This window comes from Ottowia beijingensis, assembly GCF_013423955.1.
Lineage (GTDB): Bacteria > Pseudomonadota > Gammaproteobacteria > Burkholderiales > Burkholderiaceae_C > Ottowia > Ottowia beijingensis.
The window spans coordinates 3,829,164-3,848,478 of the sequence record NZ_JACCKX010000001.1 but is presented as its reverse complement, the minus strand read 5'-3'; the positions used below and the strand labels follow the sequence as shown (position 1 = coordinate 3,848,478).

The following is a 19,315-nucleotide window of genomic DNA, read 5'->3' as shown; positions in this document are numbered from 1 at the left end:
CGCGCCAGTGCTAGCTTTGCGTACCGTCACTTATTGCACTGAAAACGAGGAGACCCCTAGTCTGGTGCACCTGGCAGCCTCGGTCATGAGCGGACATGCCAGTGCGGTGGCAGCTCTTGCGCGGTTCGGTTCTGCCGCCCAGGGCGATCCAATCTATGAGGCTGGCGTGCAATTGGGGCGGTTGCTGCGTACGGCGTTTTTGGCTGACTACTTTGTCAAGGACGCTTTCAGGAACGAGTTGCGCCGGGTGCTCAATCGGGGCGAGGCTGTTAACGCCCTCAAGCGCGCCATTTATACCGGCCGGATCAGCCCGGCGCAGGCCAAACGTGTCGATGAAATGCAGGCTGTGGCCGATGCGTTGAGCCTGATGGCCAACATCGTGATGGCGTGGAATACCTCACAGATGCAGGCGGTCCTGGATCGCTGGTCGAACCGCCGCCAGGTCATTCCACCGGAACTGATCGGGAAGATTGCGCCCACCAGGCTGGAGAGCATCAACTTGCGGGGTGTGTTTCGCTTCCCGGTTGACCGCTATGCTGACCAAATCCTGCCTTCGCGGCCAAATGCATCGATAACTGGCACCAATGGATGAAACCGACCACGGTTTGACGCCACGAATCGCAGATTTGAAAGTGAACAGGAAAGTCAATGAAATCAACGATCTACCAACACCACCTCCGCGCCAGTGCTAGCTTTTCGTACCGTCACTTATTGCACTGAAAACGAGGAGACCCCTAGGTGACACGGTTGCCGCTGGCGGGCGCGCGGCGCGCAGGGTGCGGGCCAGGTGCGGGGCATGCTCAGGCGCCAGAAAGGCCGCATCCCGCACTTCCAGCGCGATCACGCCGCCGGGGGCAGCGGGTTGCAGGCGGGGCAGGGCAGACAGCAGGGCGCCGATGCGGTCGATCAGCTCGGGCAGGCGCGCCAGCATGTGGCGTGGCAAGGGGCTGATCTGGAACACCAGCGCGCCGATCTTGTCGCCCAGCCCTTCCAGCGCGGGCTGCACGAACTGGCGGATGGCCAGCTCCGTGCTCAGGAAGGCCGGGTTGGGCGCACGGCCGCGGCCGTCTTCGGCGCGCACCTGCGCGTCGCACACCAGCGCAGGCGCCTTGACGACGAAGCGGAAGTGCGCCGGCACCTGGGCGGCATAGCCCGCGTACTGGGTGGCGGTGAGGGGGCGGTAGAACGCGCGGTCGAGGCTGACGCTGCGCAGCAGCGGGTGCCGGGCGTAGGCGACCAGGCCGTGCTTCGACAGCGTCGCCTCGGCGTAGTCGCCGCCCCACACCAGCCCGGCCCAGCCGGGAAAGTGCCACGACGAGGTGCCCAGGTGCAGCCCGTGGGGCAGGGCGGCGGCGAGTGTGCGGGTGGCGTCGCCCACGGCGGTGGCCTCAACGCCAGCGCGCGGGCGGCGGGCGGGCCGGGGCGCTGTGGGCTCGGCGGCGGGTGCATCAGCCGGCGCCAGCGGCTCGTCGAACAGGGCGTTCTGCTCGGGCTGGGGCGGTGGCGTCATTGAAGAATCCATCGGGTTGATGCGCTGGGGCTGGCCGCACAGGAGAGCGGCTCACGCGCTCAACCTTGCATTAGGCGATTGGTCACCCTGAAAGAAATTCCGTATGCAGCCTTTATGCCATCGACACCGGCAGCTATCAGGAGCATAGCATCGAACGCTGCCGCGCCGGCGCCGCTTGCCTTGCGCCAGAATCGTGCCTGCGGCCCGATGCCGCACACACGCCATGTACCTGCCCCCTTACTTTGCCAGCCGCGACGCGCGCCTTGCCGCCCGCGTGATGCGCGAGCACCCGTTCGCCAGCCTGATCACCACCGACGACGAGGGCCTGCCCTTCGTCACGCACCTGCCGTTGCACCTGCAGCCCCAGGCATCGCCCGATGGGGAAGACGCGGCGGGCTTCACGCTGCTCGGGCACGTGGCCCGGCCCAACCCGCAGTGGCGCCATCTGCAGGCGCGGCCGCGCGCGGTGGTCAGCTTTCTGGGGCCGCACGCCTACATGTCGCCGCAGGTGTACCCCGATCTGGCGCGCGTGCCGACGTGGAACTACGTCGCCGTGCACTGCACTGTGCAGGCCACCCTGCTGCCGCACAACGATGCGGCGGGCAAGGAGCGCCTGCTCAAATGCCTGATCGGCGACCACGAGCCGGCCTATGCCGCGCAATGGCGCGCGCTGGACGAAGAACTGGCGGGCAAGCTGCTGCAGGGCATCGTCGCGTTCGAGCTGACAGTGACCAGCTGGCAGTGCAAGCTCAAGCTGAACCAGCACCGGAAAGAGTCGCACGCGGCGCTGCACAGCGCCTGTGCCCAGGGCATGCCGAACGAGCGCGCGCTGGCAGGCTGGATGGAGACACTGGGCATGACGGACCGCATCAACCAAGGAGGGAACTGAGCCATGCGCATCTTCGGTTTGCTGGGCCTGGTGGCCGCGCTGGTCATCGTGGGCTTGCTGGCGAAGCAGCAACTGGGCGCCACGCGCGCCAGCGTGCCGGCGCCGCCGCCGCCCGCCGCATCGACCGGTGCCGATGCGCCGCCCGCCACCGTGCGCGACCAGAGCCGGCAGATTCAGCAGCAGTACAAGGAGGCGCTGGACGCCGCCATGAAGGCGCAGCCGCGCGACGTGCCTGACGATGCCCGGTGACGACGTGCGCGCGCGATTTCAAGCCAAATAGGCCTCCAGCGTCCGCCCATCAAGCGCCGGCAGCTATTGATATTGAAGCAACCACCATGCCCGAAGCCGTGCTGACCAACGATGCCGACGCCATGCGTCTGGCGCTGGCCGAAGCCCGGGCCGCCGCCGCCGCGGGCGAGGTGCCGGTGGGCGCCGTGGTGGTGAGGGACGGGCGCATGATCGCCACCGGCCGCAATGCCCCCATCGGCACGCACGACCCGAGCGCGCACGCCGAGATCGTGGCGCTGCGCGCCGCCGCGGCCGCGCTGGGCAACTACCGGCTCGACGGCTGCACCTTGTACGTGACGCTGGAGCCCTGCGCCATGTGCGCCGGCGCCATGCTGCACGCGCGGGTGGGGCGCGTGGTGTACGGCGCGGCCGACCCCAAGACCGGCGCCGCCGGCTCGGTGCTGAACCTGTTTGCCGAACCGCGCCTGAACCACCATACGCAGGTGCAGGGCGGCGTGCTGGCCGATGAATGCGCGGCGCTGCTGCGCGATTTCTTCAAGCCGCGCCGCGTGAACGCCAGCCCCTTGCGCGACGACGCGCTGCGCCCGCCCGACTCGGCGTTCAACAACTTGCCCGGCTACCCGTGGGTGCCGCACTACGTCTGCGATCTGCCGGCGCTGGCCGGCCTGCGCCTGCATTACCTGGACGAAGGCCCGCCCGACGCCCCGCGCACTTGGCTGTGCCTGCACGGCAACCCGGCGTGGAGCTACCTGTGGCGGCACATGATCCCCGTCTTCACCGCTGCCGGCCACCGCGTGGTAGCGCCCGATCTGATCGGCTTCGGCAAGAGCGACAAGCCGAAGAAGGAAGACGCGCACACGTTCAGCTGGCACCGTCAGGTGCTGCTCGAACTCGTCGAGCGGCTGGACCTGCACAACGTGGTGCTGGTGGTGCAGGACTGGGGCGGCCTGCTGGGCCTGACGCTGCCCATGGCAGCGCCCCGGCGCTACGCCGGCCTGCTGGTGATGAACACCACGCTGGCGACGGGTGAGGCGCCGCTGTCGGCGGGCTTTCTGGCCTGGCGCGACTGGTGCGCCAGGAACCCGGCGTTCGACATCGGCCGCCTGCTGGCGCGCGGCAACCCGCAGTTGAGCGCGGCCGAAAGCGCGGCCTACGGCGCGCCGTTCCCGGATGCCGGGCACCGCGCCGCGACGCGCGCGTTTCCGGCCCTGGTGCCCGAGCGGCCGGATGACGACGGCGCGGCCCTCTCGCGCGCCGCGCGCGACTTCTGGCAGCACGACTGGCAGGGCCGCAGCCTGATGGTGATCGGCACGCAAGACCCGGTGCTGGGCGAACCGGTGATGCGCGCGCTGCACGCCGACATCCGTGGTTGCTCCGAACCGTGGCTGCTGCCCGAGGCGGGCCATTTCGTGCCCGAGCATGGTCGCCAGATTGCCGAGCGGGCGCTGCGGCACTTCGCCTCACCGCCGCGTCAGCCGGGCGACGATCTATAATTTTGATAGCTGCCTGCGCAGGACTGGTCTGCGCAAAAGGCCAATTTGATTTGAAAGAAGCCGTGCCATGGCCCATGTCTACGTGTATTCCCCTTCCGGCGCTGTGCGCGACCGCGCGGCTTTCAAGCGCGGTGTGGCGCGGCTCAAGGCGCTGGGGCATGAGGTCGAGGTCGATCCCTCGGCACTGGCCAGCTGGCAGCGCTTTGCCGGCGACGACGACACGCGCCTGGCCGCCATCGGGCGGGCCGCGGCCAGCGGGGCCGATGTGGCGCTCATCTCGCGCGGCGGCTATGGGCTGACGCGCATCCTGGAGCAGATTCCGTACAAGGCCATGGCCCGCGCCATCGAGCGCGGCACGCGCTTTGTCGGCTTCAGCGACTTTACGGTGGTGCAGCTGGCGCTGATGAAGAAGGCCGGCGCCGTCACCTGGGCCGGCCCGGCGGTGTGCGAGGGCTTCGGCGCCACCGATGCCGGCGACGCGGCCGAAGGCCATGGCGGGCTGGGCAGTGCGAACGGGCAGGGCGGCCCCGACGAGATCATGCTGGCCTGCTTCGACGACATGGTCAGCGGCAGCAGCGAAGGCACGGGCTGGCGCCTGCCCGCCGCGGACATCGCCGCGCTGAACGGCAAGGACGGCCTGGTGGCGCGCCAGGCGCCGCTGTGGGGCGGTAACCTGGCGATGGTGCTGTCGCTGCTGGGCACGCCGTGGTGGCCCGAGGTGAAGGGCGGCGTGCTGTTTCTGGAAGACGTGGGTGAGCACCCCTACCGCATCGAACGCATGCTGCTGCAATTGCTGCACGCCGGCGTGCTGGCGCGGCAGAAGCTGATCGTGCTCGGCCAGTTCACCGAATACAGCCTGAGCGTCCATGACAAGGGCTATTCGCTGGCCAAGGTCGTCGCGGAACTGCGCAGCCGGCTGAAGGTGCCCGTGCTCACGGGCCTGCCCTTCGGCCATGTGCCCACCAAGGTGCTGCTGCCCGTGGGACTGCCGGTGGACGTGCTGGTGGAGGGCAGGGAAGCGCTGGTGCTGTGGGGGCACCAGCACTGAACCGCAGCGCAGCCTGCCGCGGCCGGCCGCAGCCGATCAGGCCCGGATCGTGGTGGGGCGCGACACCATGCCCCTGGGCAACATGCCCTCGAACATGGCCGACAGGCTGACCATGCGCGTGCGCGCCACCTGCTCGCCATGCAGGCCGGCGAGGGCGGCCATCAAGTCGGCGCGGGCGTACCACAGCGCCAGGGCATCGCCACCGGCACGAATGCGGCGGGCGACCTGCGGGTATTGCTGCGCGCCGGGATCGCCCAGCATGTCCAGCATGGCCATGCGGATATCTTCCATCCGGTGCGCCAGGCGCTCCGCATCAGCTCCTGCGGCCTGGACAAGCGGCCATACAGGGCAGACACCCACCCGTGCTTGAACCATCTCATCGGTGTTGTTACCATGAAGTTTCGTTAATAACCAACGGTTACGATCATAGCGAAGCGCTTGTGCTGACGCCACCCTGACGCGGCGGACCAACCACGGATTCCGTGAAAAACAACGCGTTCGCCACCCTGGGCAGCATCATGCTTGGCCCCAAGGGCTGTCGGGTGCTATCATTTTTGAGGCCAATTGCCCGCGGCGAGACAAGGGAATTCCTGCCAATGCAACGGCTTTACATGACCGCTCCCATCGGAAACCAGTCCAGATGAACGTTCGCGCCACCATGGTCTTCATCGACCTCACCGGCAGCACTGCCGCGTATGAAGCGCTCGGGAACGCCCAGGTGGCCGATGTCATCTCCAAGGTGACACAGTGGATCGGCCGTGTGTGCGAGGCCCATGAAGGGCGCACCGTGAAGTTTCTGGGCGATGGCGTGCTGGCGCAGTTCTCGCGCAGTGCCAAGGCTGTCGAATCGGCCATCTTCCTGCAGCAAAGCCACACCGAACGCCTGGAAAAATGGCCCGAGCCGCTGCGCATGCGCCTGAAGATCGGCATGGCCTCCGGCGACGTGGTGCAGCGCGACGACGACGTGTATGGCGACCCGGTGAACCTGGCGGCACGCCTGTCCGACATGGCGGGTGCCAACGGCATCTGGGCAGACGAGGGCGTCATCGCCGAACTGCGCCAGGATCGCGAAGCGGCCGTCAAATCCGGCCACCTCGAACCCGGGGTGATGGACGCGGCGCGTTACCGCTCGCTGGGCATGATCAACGTGCGCGGATTGACCGAGCCCCGGTCGATCTTCCAGATCGAGTGGAGCGAGGATGTCACGACAGACTTGATGACCGTGCGCGGCATGTTGCCCGAGGCGCAACGTGCGGGTGCCGGCAGTGGCGGCAGCATCGCACTGGCCTGGTTCGGCACGACCCGGGTGTTCACGGCCGCACAACTGCCGGTGTTCATCGGGCGCATTCCGGACAGCGGCTTTGTCGTGAAGGACCAGCGGGTGTCGCGCAGCCACGCGCGCCTGGAGTTCATCAACGGTGCCTTCGTGCTGACCGACCTGAGCAGCTTCGGCACCTGGGTGCGTTTCAGCGAGAACCCCGACGCCGAAGTCCAGCTGCGGCGCAACGACTGCGTTCTGCACTCGACCGGCGAGATCGCACTGGGTGCGTCTTTCAGCGACTTCAGCGCGCCAGTGGTGGCGTTCAACGTCAGCTCCGGCGATTCAGCAGGCCAGGGGCCGTATCTGTTCGATGACGCGAGCGCAGCAATTTAGGTAGAGACCCAGATTGATCCTGCTTCACCTCGTTTATTATTAACATAATGCACATCGTATGAAGTGAAGCCACCGCGTCGGCCACCCGGCCACGTGGTGCAAAGCCGCGTCGAGCGAAGCCGCAAGCTGCGCGCCATGTACCGATCACTCGGCGGGTCGCGGGCCGACTGCGCGAAGCATCTTCACGTCACCGAGCGGTGTTTACGTAACCGGGAAGCTGGTCGCCACGCCATCCCGTTCGCGGCCTTCCGGCTGCTGCGCATCAGCTTAGTGCTTAGTGGTCTGCGCGCCGTCCGGCAATCACCACTGTCCGCGCGGCCCTTGCTTCTGCTGCGACCAGCGCAGCGCCGTTTCCATCAGTTCCACCGAATCGCGGCGCTCGGCGCGGCGGGCGAAGTCGAGGGCGCTCAAGCCTTTCTGGTTGCGCATGTGGATGTCGGCGCCGGCTTCGATGAGCAGTTTGACGGCTTCCGGCGTGCCGTACGACGCGGCCATCATCAGCGGCGTGGTGCCGTTGGGCGATTGAGCGTCGATGAAGGCGTGCTCTTCGAGCAGCAGGCGCATGATGTCCAGATGACCGCCGGTGGCGGCGTAATGCAGCGGTGTCCAGCCGGGTTTGTTGACGTCGGCATCCCTGGCGATCAGCTGCCGCGCCAGATCGAGGTGGCCCTTCAGCGCGGCCATCATCAGCGGGCTTTCGTCCGTGGCGTTGCGGGTTTCGGGTTTCAGCCGCGGCGAATCGATCAGCAGCCTGGCCACACGCAGCGAGCCTTCCTGCAGCGCCATGTACAGGCCCGGCACGCCCTTTTCGTCCTTGGTGTTGGGGTCGACCCCGCTGGCCAGCAGGCTGCGCATGGCGACGTCGTTGTCCTGCTTGATGGCGCGGAAGAAGGCGCCGGAATCGGCCAGGGCGGCGACGGTGAACAGGCCGAATGCGACGGCAGTGATGCTCTTGCGGACGTTGCGGATCATGATGAAACCCTCGGAAACAAGCGGGTGAAATTGGCGCTGGTGATCTCGCCGATGCGTTCGACCGTGGTGCCGCGCAGCTCGGCCAGGCGCGCAGCCACGTGCGGCACGTAGGCCGGCGTGTTGACCTTGCCGCGGTAAGGCACCGGCGCCAGGTAGGGTGCGTCGGTTTCGATCAGCAGGCGATCATCGGGCACCAGCGCGGCCACCTCGTGCAGTTCGCGGGCGTTCTTGAAGGTGACGATGCCCGACAGCGACACGTAGAAGCCCAGGTCCAGCGCGGCGCGGGCCACCTCGCGCGTTTCGGTGAAGCAATGAAACACGCCGCCGGCACTGCCGGGGCCGCCCTCCTCGCCCTCTTCCTTCAGGATGCCGAGCGTGTCTTCGGACGCCGCGCGCGTGTGTATGACCAGCGGCACGCCGGCCTGCCGTGCGGCGCGGATGTGGGTGCGGAAACGCTCGCGCTGCCATGCCAGGTCGGCAATGCTGCGGCCGCCCTTGCGCTCTTCCATCTGGTAGTAATCCAGGCCGGTCTCGCCCACCGCCACCACGCGCGGCAGGCGGGTGGCGGCCACCAGTTCATCGACGCTCGGCTCGTGCACGTCCTCGCTGTCGGGGTGCACGCCGGCCGTGGCCCAGAAGTTGTCGTAGCGCGCGGCCAGCGCCTGCACCGACGGAAACTCCTCCATCGTGGTGCTGATGCACAAGGCGCGCGTGACTTGCGCAGCGGCCATGGCGGCGCGCAGTCCGGCCATGTCGCCCGCCAGTTCGGGGAATGTCAGGTGGCAGTGGGAATCGGTGAACATGCACAAGGCCAAGCGGCCGAACCCGTCGGCGCGCTGGCAGAAAAATGACTGATTTCGATGCTAGCACCGCCCATGCAGGCGCGCTGTCGGCGCGAGCCGCGTCCGGCCGGCCGCAGCCCCCGCGTCAGATGGTCTGCGTCGGTCGGTCCGAGCTCAGTGCGGAGCCGAGAATCTGCTCGATCTTGACCTTGAGCTGCTCCGACTTCTCGTCTTTCGGAAAGCGGATGCCCACGCCCTGCGTGCGGTTGCCGGTCGCGCGCGCCGGGGTGATCCAGGCCACCTTGCCGGCCACCGGGTAGCGCTGCGGGTCGTCCGGCAGCGTGATCAGCACGTACACGTCGTCGCCCAGTTTGTGATCGCGCGCCGAGGGAATGAAGATGCCCCCTTCCGCGAACATCGGGATGTAGGCTGCGTACAGCGCCGCCTTTTCCTTGATCGCCAGCTGGATGACGCTGGGTCGGGGCGTGGACAGGGCGGCGTTCTGGCTCGGGCTGGTGGACATGACGGTGCAAAAGGGGTTCAGCGACGCGAGTTTAGGGCCTGCCGTGCACTGCTGACCAGGAATTCTGTCGCCAAACCGGGGTTTAAGGGATGTTCGGCGGTGCGTGTCGACTGCGCCAGCTGCTGCCACCACTTGGTGAGCGCGCCCACGGGCAGCGGCCGCTCGGGCAGATCGGCGCGGTCGAAGAAGCGCGGCGCGGCACCCACCTGCAACGCCAGCAGGTCGTGGCACAGCTTCTGCAGCCGTGCCACGGCTTCGGGCAGTGGCAGATCGGCCAGCGCGCTGGCCTCGCCCTGCGCCAGTGCCCGTGGCAGCAGTGCCCAGCGGCGCGCGCTGTCCTTGCCCTGCGCCAGCGCCAGGGCTTCGGCCGGCCGCCCGCCGCCGGCGCGCAGCAGGGCGGCGCCCTCCCGGCCGCGATGCCCTGCGCGCTCAGCCACGGCAGCGCCTCGTCCGCGTCCGGCCACAGCAGGGTGTGGCCCAGGCAGCGGCTGCGAATGGTGGGCAGCAGCAGGTGCGCCGCGTCGGTGGCCAGCACGAAGCGCACGTCGCCCGGCGGCTCTTCCAGCGTCTTGAGCAGGGCGTTGGCGGTGACCTGGTTCATGCGCTCGGCCGGGTACACCAGCACCGCCTTGCCGCGCCCGCGCCCGCTGGTGCGCTGGGCGAATTCGATGGCGTCGCGCATGGCATCGACACGGATCTCCTTGCTGGGCTTGCGCTTCTTGTCGTCAATGTCGGATTGCGCCTTTTCGGGCAGCGGCCAGCCGCGCGCAATCATGTCGGTCTCGGGCATCAGCACCACCAGGTCGGGGTGCGTGTGCACGTCGATGCCGTGGCAGCTGGCGCACTTGCCGCACGCGCCCTGGGGCGTGGGGGCATCGCACAGCCAGGCGCGCACCAGGGCTTCAGCCAGTTCGAACTGGCCCAGACCCGACGGGCCCTGCAGCAGCCAGGCGTGGCCGCGCTGGGCCAGCAGGCTTTCCAGCTGGCGCGCAATCCAGGGGCCGGCGCGCTCACAGCCATCCCCTGCCCTGCACCGCCGCCTGCACGTCGCGCCACACGGCGTCGCGCGGCTGATCGGCGTCGATGCGGGCGAAGCGCGCGGGGCCTCGCCGGCGCGGCGGGCGTAGCCGGCGCGCACGGCGTCGAAGAAGGCGGCCGGTTGCGCCTCGAACTTGTCGGGCACACGCGCGCCCACCAGGCGCTCGGCGGCCACGGCGGGTGGCAGATCGAACCAGATGGTCAGATCGGGCTGCAGCAGCGGTTTATGGGTCAAATCGGCCTCCAGCTCCCGTGTATCCTGCACCAGAAGCTCCAATTTTGATAGCGACTGCCAGTCGAGCCCGCGCCCGCCGCCCTGGTAGGCAAAGGTCGCGTCGGTGAAGCGGTCGCACAGCACCGCGTCGCCGCGTGTCAGCGCCGGGGCGATGACCTGGCGGATGTGGTCGCGCCGGGCGGCGAACATCAGCAGCGCCTCGGTCAGCGCGTCCATGGGCTGGTGCAGCGCCAGCGCGCGGATCTGCTCGGCCAGCGGCGTGCCGCCGGGCTCGCGCGTCAGCACCACGGTGCGGCCGGTAGCGCGCAGGGCGTCGGCCAGCGCGTCGATGTGGGTCGACTTGCCGGCACCGTCGATGCCCTCGAAGCTGATGAACAGGCCCGTCTGCGCCATCGTCGCCATCGCCGCCATCAGTTGCCGCTGGCGGCCGGAGCCGGGGCGGGCGCGCCGCCGCCGCGCTGGTACTTGTTGACCGCACGGTTGTGGTCCTGCAGCGATTCGCTGAACTTGCTGCTGCCGTCGCCGCGCGCCACGAAGTACAGCGACTTGGTCTGCGCCGGCTGCACCGCCGCCATCAGCGAGGCCTTGCCGGGCATGGCAATCGGCGTAGGCGGCAGGCCGGCGCGGGTGTAGGTGTTGAAGGGCGTGTCGGCGGTCAGGTGGCTGCGGCGCAGGTTGCCGTCGAACGCATCGCCCAGGCCGTAGATCACGGTCGGGTCGGTCTGCAGCCGCATGCCGATGCGCAGGCGGTTGATGAACACACCGGCGATCTCGGGCCGGTCGCCGGCCTGGCCGGTTTCCTTCTCGACGATGCTGGCCAGGATCAGCGCCTCGTCGGGCGACTTCAGCGGCAGGCCGGGCGCGCGCGCGTCCCAGGCGGCCTGCAGGCGCCGGTCCATCAACTGCAGCGACTGGCGCAGCACGTCCACATCGCTGGCGTTCTTGAAGTAGTGGAAGGTGTCGGGGAAGAAGCGCCCCTCGGGTGCCACGCCCGGCTTGCCCAGCGCCTTCATGATCTCGGCCGGCGCCATGCCTTGCGTGTCGTGCCGCAGATGCTCGGCTTTGGAGAGCGCGTCTCGGAACTGCTTGAACGTCCAGCCTTCCACCAGCGTCACCGTCAGCACGATGCGGTCGCCGCGCACCAGCTTGCCCAGCAGGTCGCCCGGCGTCATGCCGCGCGTGACGGCGTAGTCGCCGGGCTTGATGGTCTGCTCGCCCACCGCGAAGCGGAAGAACGCGTGCAGCAGATCGGCGTTGGTGCGCACGCCGCCTTCCACCGCCTTGGCGGCGGCGGTGCGCAGCGAGGCGCCCTGCGGCACGCTGATCTCGACCTTCTCGGCCGCCAGCGGCAGCGGCTGCTGCGTCCACCACCAGGCCCAGCCGCCGGCCGCCAGGGCCAGCGCCAGCAGCAATGCCAGCAATTTGAATAGGGTTCGCACGGGGCTATGAACGTCCTGAAAACGAGCCGGCCATGATAATTCAGCCCATGTCCGAGTCCGTATCTGCCTTTCCCGCCGTCGCCGCATCGAACGGCATCGCCCCCTGTCCCACCTGGGCGTCATCCGCGCCCGGGGCGAAGACGCCGCCACCTTCCTGCAGGGCCAACTGACGCAGGACGTGGTGCTGATGAAGCAGGGCGAGGCGCGCCTGGCCGCCTTCTGCAGCGCCAAGGGCCGCATGCTGGCCAGCTTTCAGGTGCTGAAGACCGCGCCCGACGAACTGCTGCTGGTGACCAGCGCCGACACCCTGCCCGCCACGCTCAAGCGCCTGTCGATGTTCGTGCTGCGCGCCAGCTCAAGCTGAGCGACGCGACCGGGGATTACGCGGTCTGGGGGCAACTCGGCGAAACTCCTGATTTGATAGCTGCCAGCGCCGATGGGGCGGGCGCTGAGGCCCAAAACGATGCCGAAAAACCAGCGCACCGCATCGCCCTGCCCGCCGCAGGCGGCGTGGCACGCACGCTGTGGTTGGCGCCCGCCGGCAGCGCCCTGCCCGCCGGCGTGGCGCCCTGACCGAAGCCGACTGGCTGCTGGCCGAGGTGCTGGCCGGCGTGGCGCGCATCACGCCGCCGGTGGTCGAGGCCTTCGTGCCGCAGATGCTGAACTACGAAAGCGTGGGCGGCGTGAACTTCAAGAAAGGCTGCTACCCCGGCCAGGAAGTGGTGGCGCGCAGCCAGTTCCGCGGCGCCATCAAGCGGCGTGCCTACGTCGGCCACGTGGCGGGTGCGGCGCAGGCAGGGCAGGAGGTGTTCTCGGCGGCCGACCCCGATCAGCCCGTGGGCCAGATTGCGCAAGCCGCCGCGGCAGACGACGCTGCAGCGGTGATCGCCGTGCTGCAGGTGGCCGAGGTGGCGGCTGGCGCCGCACTGCACGTCGGCAGCGCCATCGGCCCGGCGCTGACGGGGCTGGCGATTCCGTACCCGCTCGCGGAAGACATCTGAGCATTTGCTGAAAACCCCGGCGCGAGAGGGCTCTGGCCCGCGACCTGGAAGCGCTGCAACGGCGCACTTTCCAAGCGTCGCCACCCACAAGCGCGGCCGCTCGCCGGCGTGATAAAATCACACCGCCGCCTGTTGCGATAGGCGCGCCCCATGTGGCGCGTTACGCTCAGGCGCCAAGGGCGAACCACCAAGCCGGCTGCCGTGCCCGCAAGCGGCATGGGCAGCCGGCGCCCTCCAACACGACAGGAACGCACCGTGCGCATCTCACCCCTCTGGCATCGCACTATCACCCGGCATGTGTCCCGGACATTGCCCGCAACCGCGCCGTGGCGCAACTGCGCGGCGCCTGGTTCGGGGCCTGCCTGCTGGCGGCGCTGGTCACCCCGGCGCTGGCCCAGACCCCTTCGGCCAACCTTCTCGTCAACGGCGGCTTCGAGAACAATCCGCCGCCCTCCCTTTGCGCCAATAACCTGGGGGCGTCGGTCACGCCCTGGCAGTTGGCGGGCGGTGGCCGCACCAACGTCATCGCCGTCGACGGTGGCACGACGGTGGACCCGGCCCTGGGTCGAACCGGCGGCGGCACCTGCAACTACGGCATCAACGTCAACTTCGATGCCGAGGTGGCCAACCCCAACGGCACTCGCCGGCATTACCTGGACATCGACGGCGTCAACGAGCTGTACCAGACCCTCGTCGTGCCCAGCTGCGGCAGCGGTGACACCCGACCGCGCACGCTCCGGTTCTCCGGCTATTTCTCCAGCCGCGACACCGGCACCGGCGGCAGCGGCACGGTACGCCTGCTGCGCGGCAACGTTCAGGTGGCCGGCAGTCGGGTGCAGCCCGTGGACGGAGAGGGCGTGTTGCTCGCGTCCGTGAGTTCACCCCCGCATTGCCGTGGAATCGCTGGACGCAGGTATCCGGCACCGCCACCGTGGTGCCTGGCGACAAGATCACCTACGCCATCTACATGTCGAACCCCACCAATTTCGACAACGCATCGATCACCGTCGACGATCTCGACTGCCCCGCCACCACGCTCACGCTGAAAAAGCACTGGGCCGGCGCCACCGTGGGCAACACCGCGACGCTGACCGCCACCCGTGTGGCCGGCACGCCCGCCGTGCGCACGCAGATCGACTCGCTCAGCTCCACCGCCACGGCCGCCGCCAACGCGCCGGGCGGCCAGACCACCACCGACGCCACGCCCACCACCGTTTTCGCCGGCGACGTGATCGAGTTGGCCGAAACCTTCACGCCCGCCACGGCCACCTACCACGCCGGCCTGCAATGCACGGGCGACGTCGGCCTGAGCGGCTTCACCCTCACCGTGGGCGCGCTGGGCGCCGGCGCCGCGCCCATCGTCTGCACCTTCAGCAACAGCCTGAGCGCACAGCCCAGCCTGGTGGTGGGCAAAGACATCGCCGGCGTGGCCGACACCAACGACAACGGCGTCACCGGCGATGCCGGCGACCTGGTGACCTACGCCTTCACGGTGCGCAACAACGGCAACGTCGCCCTCACCGGCGTGAGCCTGACCGACCCGCTGGCCGGCCTCTCGGCCCTCGCCATCACCTGGCCCGACCCGGCCAACCCCGGCACCCTGCCCGTCAACACCGAGGCCACCGCCACGGCCACCTACACCTTGACCCCCGCGGACGCGGCATCGGGCCAGATGAGCAACACCGTCACCGCCACGGCCAACCCCGTGGGCGGCGTCACGCCGCGGGGCAGCGACAGCATCACCCAGCCCGTGCTGCCCACGCCTGCGCCGCAGCTCACCCTGGCCAAGACCGCTGCCGTGGCCGACACCAATGGCAACGGCTCGCAAGGCGACGCGGGCGACGTGGTGACCTATACCCTCACCGCCACCAACGCCGGCAACGTGCCGCTGAGCGGCGTGGTGCTCACCGACCCGCTGGCCGGCCTTTCGACCCTCACCATCACCTGGCCCGATGCGGCCAATCCCGGCACCCTGCCCGTGGGCGCGCAGGCCACCGCCACCGCCACCTACACGCTCAGTGTCACGGACGCGACGGCCGGGCAGGTCAGCAACACCGCCAGCGTGACCGCCGATCCGGTCAACGGCAAGGTGGCCGTGCCGCCCGCCACGGCCACGGCCAGCCAGCCCGTGCTGCCCACGCCGGCGCCGCAGCTCACCCTGGCCAAGACCGCCGCCGTGGCCGACACCAATGGCAACGGCACGCAGGGCGATGCGGGCGACGTGGTGACCTACACCCTCACCGCCACCAACGCCGGCAACGTGCCGCTGAGCGGTGTGGTGCTGACCGACCCGCTGGCCGGCCTTTCGACCCTCACCATCACCTGGCCCGATGCGGCCAACCCCGGCACCCTGCCCGTGGGCGCGCAGGCCACGGCCACCGCCACCTACACGCTCAACGCCGCGGACGTCACAGCCGGACAGGTCAGCAACACCGCCACCGCAACCGCCGACCCGGTCAACGGCCTGGTGGCCGTGCCGCCGGCCACAGGCACGGCCAGCGTCAGCACCCGGGCGGCGCCCCAGGGCGTGACCGCCGTGCCCGTGAACCACCCCTTGGCCCGGTGGTTGCTGGTTGGCGCGGTGGCATGGCTGGGCCGCCGTGCCTGGGCAGGGCGCAAGTAATTCCATCTGCAATTCAACGCGTCAATCGCCGTCATCCCGGCGAAGGCCGGGATCCATGTTTCTCCGCACACGCCGTCTGGATTCTGGCCCCGTATCGCGGTACGGGGCAGGCTTTGCGCCGGAATGACGAGATATGGCAGCTTTGATCTGGAATTGGAATAAGAGCGTCGCGTGCAGGCCCGCCGGCCCGCCAGGACGCCGGTGGAAGGCGGTATCGCCGTGACCGGCCTATCATGCCCGGCACAACACCACCACGAGGAGACACCGCCATGCCCGCTTTCGACACCCTGCTCTCCGGCTACAGCTTCTTCGAGGGCCCGCGCTGGCACGACGGCCGGCTGTGGCTGTCGGACTTCTACACGCACCAGGTCATCGCCTGCGATCTGCAGGGCCGCGTCGAAAAAATCGCCGACGTGCCGGGCCAGCCCTCGGGCCTGGGCTGGCTGCCGGATGGGCGGCTGCTGATCGTCTCCATGCGCGACCGCCGCGTGCTGCGGCGCGAGGCCGATGGCCAGCTGGTGACGCACGCCGACCTGTCGAACATCGCCACCGGCCACTGCAACGACATGGCCGTGGATGCCCAGGGCCGCGCCTGGGTGGGCAACTTCGGCTTCGATCTGATGGGCGGCGGCGGGGTGCAGACGGCCAGCCTGGCGCGCGTCGACCCCGACGGCAGCGTGCACGAGGCGGCGCGCGACCTCTACTTTCCCAACGCCATCCTGCCCACGCCCGACGGCCGCACGCTGATCGTCAACGAAACGCTGGGCAACCGCCTGTCGGCCTTCGACATCGCCGCCGACGGCAGCCTGGGCCCGCGCCGCGACTGGGCGGTGTTCGGCCCGCTGGTGCAAAGCGACAAGCTGGACGACTACATCGCCGGCGGCAAGGTGGCCGCCGATGGCGGCGCGCTGGACGCCGAAGGCGCCGTGTGGGTGGCCGACGCCATCGGCAACCGCGCCCTGCGCGTGGCCGAGGGCGGGCGCGTGCTGCAGGAGGTGTCGACCGGCGCGCAGGGCACCTTTGCCTGCACGCTGGGCGGGCCGGACGGGCGCACGCTGTTCCTGTGCGTGGCGCCCGACTTCATGGAGCACCACCGCGCGGCCGCGCGCGAGGCGCAGATCTGGACCACGCGCGTGGACGTGCCGGGCGCGGGGTTCTGACGCGCGGCGACGCCGGCCCGCCGGCCCGCCGGCCTTGGGCGCGGCGCGATGCTGAGGAGGTTCCCGCAAGGGGGACTTCCCAGATTTTTGCATGGTTGATAAAGGCTTTTGCGCCCAGATAACGGGCGCAAGCAGCTACGTTATTGATACTTCAACATGGCGCCAAATGGCTATCGCTTGTTTCCGCCCTCCAGCGGTGTGGTGGGAAAGCCATGCCCTTGAAGATGTGCCGATCTTCTGCGTTCAAAGGTTTTCAAACGACCGCGCCATGCCGATGTGTGCAATGCCCACCTCGTCGTACGGCGCGCCCTCGGGCACATAACCCAGCCGCTGGTAGAAGCCTTCGGCACTGCGCTGCGCGCTGAGCACGATGCGGCGGTCGCCGCGCTCGAAGGCGGCCTGCTGCAGCGCCTGGATCAGCTGCCGCCCCACCCGCTGCCGCGCAGCGCGCGGTCCACCGCCATGCGGCCGATGCGGCCCTCGCCCGGCGCTTGCTGCAGCAGGCGCCCGGTGGCCACGGGCATGCCCAGCAGGTTGGTGACGACGGCGTGCACGGCCGTGGCATCGGCCTCGTCCCACTCGTCCGCGCGGGCGATGCCCTGCTCCTCGATGAACACCGCCGTGCGCAGAGCCCGCGCCGCGTCGCCCAGCGCGGCCCAGTCGCCGGTCTGCACATGGGTCACGGGCTGGCCGGCTTCGTAGGCCTCGATCAGCGCGCGCAGCGGCGCCGGCACCGGCCGCGAGGTCTGCGTGGCCGGGTCGGCGAACACGTAGACCAGCTCGCCTGCCGTCAGCAATCGATCGCCACGGAAGATGCCGCCCACGAAGGTCATCGACGAGGCGCCGATGCGGTCGCAGCGCAAGCCGATGTCGAGCCGGTCGTCCATCTCGGCCGAGGCGTTGAACTCCACCGCCGTCTTGCGCAGAAAGATGTCGCCGCCCAGCCGCTGCATGGCCGCGGCATAAGGCATGGCCAGCGCGCGCCAGTAGTCGCTGATGGCGCAGTCGAAATAGGCCAGGTAGTGCGGGTTGAAGACGATTTTTGCATGTCCACCTCGGCCCAGCGCACGCGCAGGCGGTGGTGGTGACGGAAGTCGGTGGGTTTCATGGCGGTTTGCCTGTTCTCAGTCAAATCAGCGGCCAGCGCTTTGGCGGCGGGCGCTGGCAGCTATGGATCTTAAAGTTCTGTGGGAGCGGGCTTGCCCGCGATAGGGCCTCGGCCTTACGGCAGCGCCCTATCGCGGGCAAGCCCGCTCCCACAGCCCGGGATCATGGTGCTGGCAGTCCAAAGGCCTGCCGCAGCGCCGCCGCCGCATCCTGGTGCAGCTGCCGCGCCTCGGCAATGGCGCGGCCCATGGTGATGAAGCCGTGCACCACGCCGCGGTAGATCTCCAGATCGACCGGCACGCCGGCGGCGCGCAGCTTGTCGGCGTAGGCCACGCCCTCGTCCACCAGCGGGTCGCATTCGGCCAGGCCCACCCAGGCGGGGGCCACGCTATCGACGTCGGCGCTTTTCAGCGGCGCAAAGCGCCAGTCGCTGCGGTCCACGCTGTCGATGTAGTGGTGGAAGAACCAGTCGATCAGCGCCTTGTCGAGCACCGGACCGTGCGCGAACAGCGCGTGCGAGTCGGTGTCCTGGTGGTCGGTGGTGCCGGGGTAGATGAGCAGTTGCAGCGCCAGCTTCAGCCCCGCGTCGCGCGCGTGCACGGCGCTGACGGCCGCCAGCGTGCCGCCGGCCGAATCGCCGCCGACGGCGATGCGCGTGGTATCGAGGCCCAGGGCGCGACCGCCCTCGCCCGCCAGCCAGTGCAGCGCATCCCAGGCGTCGTGCACCGCGGTGGGAAAGCGCCATTCGGGCGCCAGGCGGTAGTCGAGCGACAGCACGGCGGCGCCGCTGGTTGCGCTGAGCACGCGGCAAAAGGTGTCGTGCGATTCTATGCTGCCGATGGTGAAGCCGCCGCCGTGGGTGTACAGCAGCACGGGGAGGCCGGTGTCAGTACTGGGCGCGACCAGGCGCGCGGGCAAGGCGTGGCCGTCGCGCGCCGGGATGCGCACCTCCTCCACGCGCGCCAGTTCGGGCTTGGGCACGTCGAGCACGCCGATGGACTTGGCGTAGGCGGCCTTGGCCTGCTGCGCCGTCAGCGTGTGCATGGGCGGGTAAGGCGCCTGCGCCATGCGCTCGACCAGCAGGCGCATGGCGGGGGTCAGGCGGGCGTGGATGTCGGGCGAGTGATTCATGATGAAATAAGCTGCCAGCGCCCTGCTGGCGGGAGCTGGCAGCTATTGATAACGTAGTGACGGAAAGGGTGCGCCGCACCGCTGCACGCCGCGGCGCGGCGCGGCGCGGCGCGGCGCGGCGCCGTCAGCGTGCCCCGAAGCGTCCGCGGCAGCCCCGGTCGACCCAGATCTCGCGGCCGTCGTAGCCCCAGCTGCGGCCTTCGCGGCAGCTGTCTTGCGAGAGCTGGTCGATCAGCGCCGGCCGGCCCCAGCGCGGGTCCCAGTTGCAGCGGTTCAGACGTTGCTCCACGCTTTCGCAGACCACGGTGCGGCCGTAGCCGGGGCTGCGTCCGCCCCAGTCGGCGGCAGCAAACTCGCCCCGGCAGCCACCGCGCACCCAGACGCCGCCGTCGCGGCTGCCCCAGGTCTGGCCTTCGACGCAGGCGGTTTCGGACAACTGGCGCACCAGCATCTGGCGCCCG

At 69.3% G+C, this 19,315-nt stretch carries 16 protein-coding genes and 5 pseudogenes; 10 read left to right on the top strand and 11 right to left on the bottom strand.

What is annotated here, in order from left to right; genetic code table 11:
• Positions 1-58 precede the first annotated feature (58 nt).
• Positions 59-592 (top strand): annotated as a pseudogene (locus H0I39_RS18965) (Tn3 family transposase); the annotation flags it as partial.
• 96 nt (positions 593-688) lie between these two features.
• Here the strand turns inward: H0I39_RS18965 and H0I39_RS18960 are convergent.
• Positions 689-1,510 carry a DUF72 domain-containing protein gene (locus tag H0I39_RS18960; protein ID WP_180551525.1) on the bottom strand — a complete coding sequence of 274 codons (822 nt, stop codon included), beginning with the start codon at positions 1,508-1,510 and terminating at the stop codon, positions 689-691.
• A gap of 223 nt (positions 1,511-1,733) precedes the next feature.
• Here H0I39_RS18960 and H0I39_RS18955 point away from each other — a divergent pair, with 223 nt between their 5' ends.
• From H0I39_RS18955 to H0I39_RS18940, 4 genes are all read left to right on the top strand, one after another.
• Entirely contained in the window at positions 1,734-2,399 is a 666-nt protein-coding gene (locus tag H0I39_RS18955; RefSeq protein ID WP_180551524.1) for an FMN-binding negative transcriptional regulator, read from the top strand.
• Positions 2,400-2,402: 3 nt separating this feature from the next.
• A complete protein-coding gene (locus H0I39_RS18950) occupies positions 2,403-2,648 on the top strand; it encodes a hypothetical protein (protein ID WP_180551523.1) in 246 nt (81 codons plus the stop codon).
• 86 nt (positions 2,649-2,734) lie between these two features.
• Positions 2,735-4,141, top strand: coding sequence for a tRNA adenosine(34) deaminase TadA (gene tadA / locus H0I39_RS18945; protein ID WP_180551522.1), 1,407 nt, complete (start codon positions 2,735-2,737; stop codon positions 4,139-4,141).
• Between the two features lie 67 nt (positions 4,142-4,208).
• Entirely contained in the window at positions 4,209-5,189 is a 981-nt protein-coding gene (locus H0I39_RS18940) for an LD-carboxypeptidase (RefSeq protein ID WP_180551521.1), read from the top strand.
• 36 nt (positions 5,190-5,225) lie between these two features.
• On the opposite strand, the gene H0I39_RS18935 is transcribed toward H0I39_RS18940, so the two are convergent.
• Positions 5,226-5,480, bottom strand: coding sequence for a hypothetical protein (locus tag H0I39_RS18935; RefSeq protein WP_180551520.1), 255 nt, complete (start codon positions 5,478-5,480; stop codon positions 5,226-5,228).
• A 349-nt stretch (positions 5,481-5,829) separates the two neighbouring features.
• Here H0I39_RS18935 and H0I39_RS18930 point away from each other — a divergent pair, with 349 nt between their 5' ends.
• Positions 5,830-6,843, top strand: coding sequence for an FHA domain-containing protein (locus H0I39_RS18930; RefSeq protein ID WP_180551519.1), 1,014 nt, complete (start codon positions 5,830-5,832; stop codon positions 6,841-6,843).
• Between the two features lie 300 nt (positions 6,844-7,143).
• Here H0I39_RS18930 and H0I39_RS18925 read toward each other — a convergent pair whose 3' ends face one another.
• The 6 genes and pseudogenes from H0I39_RS18925 to mltG form a co-directional block, all read right to left on the bottom strand.
• Positions 7,144-7,815 carry an ankyrin repeat domain-containing protein gene (locus H0I39_RS18925; protein ID WP_180551518.1) on the bottom strand — a complete coding sequence of 224 codons (672 nt, stop codon included), beginning with the start codon at positions 7,813-7,815 and terminating at the stop codon, positions 7,144-7,146.
• Positions 7,812-8,618, bottom strand: a complete 807-nt coding sequence (locus tag H0I39_RS18920) for a TatD family hydrolase (RefSeq protein WP_180551517.1) — start codon at positions 8,616-8,618, stop codon at positions 7,812-7,814. The genes H0I39_RS18925 and H0I39_RS18920 overlap by 4 nt, the downstream gene beginning before the upstream one ends.
• A 124-nt stretch (positions 8,619-8,742) precedes the next feature.
• Positions 8,743-9,120: a PilZ domain-containing protein gene (locus H0I39_RS18915; protein ID WP_180551516.1), complete on the bottom strand. Its 378-nt coding sequence runs from the start codon at positions 9,118-9,120 to the stop codon at positions 8,743-8,745.
• A 17-nt stretch (positions 9,121-9,137) separates the two neighbouring features.
• A pseudogene (locus H0I39_RS18910) lies at positions 9,138-10,114 on the bottom strand (DNA polymerase III delta subunit-related protein).
• Positions 10,115-10,130: 16 nt separating this feature from the next.
• Positions 10,131-10,795: pseudogene (gene tmk / locus H0I39_RS18905) on the bottom strand (dTMP kinase).
• A gap of 8 nt (positions 10,796-10,803) precedes the next feature.
• Entirely contained in the window at positions 10,804-11,832 is a 1,029-nt protein-coding gene (gene mltG, locus H0I39_RS18900) for an endolytic transglycosylase MltG (protein WP_308645894.1), read from the bottom strand.
• Positions 11,833-11,893: 61 nt separating this feature from the next.
• Here mltG and ygfZ point away from each other — a divergent pair.
• From ygfZ to H0I39_RS18880, 4 genes and pseudogenes are all read left to right on the top strand, one after another.
• Positions 11,894-12,833, top strand: a pseudogene (gene ygfZ, locus H0I39_RS18895) (CAF17-like 4Fe-4S cluster assembly/insertion protein YgfZ).
• Between the two features lie 326 nt (positions 12,834-13,159).
• Positions 13,160-13,879 carry a hypothetical protein gene (locus tag H0I39_RS18890; RefSeq protein ID WP_180551514.1) on the top strand — a complete coding sequence of 240 codons (720 nt, stop codon included), beginning with the start codon at positions 13,160-13,162 and terminating at the stop codon, positions 13,877-13,879.
• Positions 13,768-15,456 (top strand): CLIPPER-2 domain-containing protein, encoded by a 1,689-nt coding sequence (locus H0I39_RS18885; protein WP_180551513.1) that lies wholly within the window; start codon positions 13,768-13,770, stop codon positions 15,454-15,456. The genes H0I39_RS18890 and H0I39_RS18885 overlap by 112 nt, the downstream gene beginning before the upstream one ends.
• A 269-nt stretch (positions 15,457-15,725) precedes the next feature.
• Complete coding sequence (locus tag H0I39_RS18880; RefSeq protein WP_180551512.1) at positions 15,726-16,616, top strand: SMP-30/gluconolactonase/LRE family protein; 891 nt, start codon at positions 15,726-15,728, stop codon at positions 16,614-16,616.
• A 243-nt stretch (positions 16,617-16,859) separates the two neighbouring features.
• On the opposite strand, the pseudogene H0I39_RS18875 reads toward H0I39_RS18880, so the two are convergent.
• The 3 genes and pseudogenes from H0I39_RS18875 to H0I39_RS18865 all read right to left on the bottom strand — a co-directional run bounded on the left by H0I39_RS18875 (position 16,860) and on the right by H0I39_RS18865 (position 19,305).
• Positions 16,860-17,724, bottom strand: a pseudogene (locus H0I39_RS18875) (YbgC/FadM family acyl-CoA thioesterase).
• A gap of 161 nt (positions 17,725-17,885) precedes the next feature.
• The gene (locus tag H0I39_RS18870; RefSeq protein ID WP_257645891.1) at positions 17,886-18,854 is read right to left on the bottom strand and encodes an alpha/beta hydrolase; all 969 of its coding nucleotides are present in this window, start codon (positions 18,852-18,854) and stop codon (positions 17,886-17,888) included.
• 124 nt (positions 18,855-18,978) lie between these two features.
• Positions 18,979-19,305 carry a DUF3011 domain-containing protein gene (locus H0I39_RS18865; RefSeq protein WP_257645890.1) on the bottom strand — a complete coding sequence of 109 codons (327 nt, stop codon included), beginning with the start codon at positions 19,303-19,305 and terminating at the stop codon, positions 18,979-18,981.
• Positions 19,306-19,315: the final 10 nt, after the last annotated feature.